General features: G+C 66.0%; 2 protein-coding genes. Both read right to left on the bottom strand.

From position 1 onward, the window contains the following. Nucleotides 1-526, bottom strand: a 526-nt coding sequence (locus ACT84W_RS05510; RefSeq protein WP_444328486.1) for a hypothetical protein, incomplete at its 3' end; no start/stop codon positions are given. A gap of 1 nt (nt 527) precedes the next feature. Continuing rightward, nucleotides 528-1,911, bottom strand: a 1,384-nt coding sequence (locus ACT84W_RS05505) for a phage tail protein (protein WP_444328485.1), incomplete at its 5' end; no start/stop codon positions are given.

Genomic DNA, 1,911 nt, shown 5'->3' with positions numbered 1-1,911 from the left:
TCCCCGGGCCGTTCTTCACCACGCCGACGGTCACGGTCGACCAGGGGTAGTCGCCGTTCATGCCCGTGTAGTCGACGTCCCAGCTGACCTTCGCGCTGGTGTCGCTCAGGCGCTCCGCCCTGATGTTCTTCGGCGTGTGCGGCGTGTGGTAGGCACGGCACGGGACCGTGACGGTGTTGGAGGCGTTCGACGTTCCGTTGCCGAAGCCGCCCGTGACGTTAATCTGGCCCGTGAAGGTGTGGTCGTAGGCGTCGCCGTTGCCGCGCGCGAGCTCGACGTCGCGCGACGTGCACTGCACCCACACCCAGCCGGAGTTGTTCGTCGAGTATACCGAGCCGTTCCACGAGCCGCCCGCCGACGAGCTGCCGTTTGCGTAGCAGTCGATGGTGTAGCGCGTGCCGTAGCCGTGCGTGACGCGGTAGGTCACGGTGGTGTCCGTGCGCCCGACCTCGGCAACGTCCACGTACGCGCACCAGCAGTACTTTCTATAGCCACTGCCGCCTTGAACCAAGTTTCCCTGCGCCATACTACGCGACCCCCATCGCCATGCTCTGCTCCACCGCCGCGACGAAGCTCCTGAAGGCGGAGGCCACGCGCCCGTCGACGCCCAGCAGGTCGCCGTCGAGGTAGAGGTTGTAAACGTTGCCGCCGCCCGCGATGCCCGCGGCTCCGCTGGCGGTCGCCCCGTATGCTCCGCCGCCGGTAACGCTCACACCGAACACGGCGGCCTTCTCGACGTTGCGCACCGCCGACCTCATGGACTTCACCGGCTCGTCCGCCGTGTCGTCGATGCCGAGGGCCGCGCCCTCCATGACGTAGCCGAAAATCTTGCGGAACACGCGCGACGGCGAATGGATGCCCAGCAGGTTCTTGGCCGCGTCGATGGCGCCGCCCACCACGCCGGTAATCTTGTTCACGACCACGCCTGCCGCGCCGCTGATTCCGTTTGCGATGCCATGCACGATCTGCGAGCCGATGGACACCACACGGCCGGGGATTGAGGACAGGGCACTCACAATGGAGCTGCCGATATTGGCCGCAGCCGAGGTCACGAAGCCGACCGCGCCGCTGATGGCGGAACCCAGGCTGCTGATTCCGTTGCGGCCGATGCTCGCCAGGGTGGACGGCAGATTCTTGATTGCGCCGCGGATAGCGGACATGATGTTGGTACCGCACGTGCTGACGAAGCCGGCCATGCCGGTGATACCGTTGCCCAGGAACGTGATGGCGTTCCTGCCTAGGCTCAGCCAGTCGAACGCCGACCAAGCCGAGACGAAAGCCGAGAAGATGGCCGGGATGTTGGCGATGAGCGTCGGTATCGCCTGCACGATGCCAAGTGCCAGCGTCACGATTGCCTGGATGCCGGCACCGAGCAGTATCGGCGCGTTGTCGTTGATCGCGCTGGCGAGGTTCTGCACGATGACCGGGGCCTGCTCGATGATCGTCGGCAGGCTGTCGGCGATACCCTGCGCCAAGCCGACGATGAGGTTCGCCGCGCCCTCTGCCAGAACGCCCGCGTTCTCGGCTATGGACTCGGAGAGGCCGGTGAGAATCTGCAGGCCGCTCTCCGTGATGGAGGGCAGGTTCTCGGACAGGTAGCCGCCGAGCGACGTCATGAGCGACGCCGCCGTCTCGGAGAGGAACGATAGCCCCGTCTCGATTCCCTCGGCGAGCTTGGGAACGACCTCGCCGCCCACCTCGGCGAAGCCCTCGGCGATGCCGGGCAGCGATGAGGTGATGTTCTCCTGCAGCGTGGAAAGGTCGCCCTCGAGCAGCGTCAGCCCGTAGACCATGGCGAGGTGCAGAGACTCGAGCGGGTTGTCACCAGCCGACCAGATCTCGCCAAGGCCCTTGAAGCGCTCGCCGATCTCGTCCACGGCTACCAAATCCTCTAAGGACGCCTGCTCCAAT

It is taken from the genome of Paratractidigestivibacter sp. (genome assembly GCF_052362415.1).
GTDB lineage: Bacteria > Actinomycetota > Coriobacteriia > Coriobacteriales > Atopobiaceae > Paratractidigestivibacter.
Note: the sequence above shows the minus strand (reverse complement) of the source record. Positions and strands in the feature narration are given on the sequence as shown.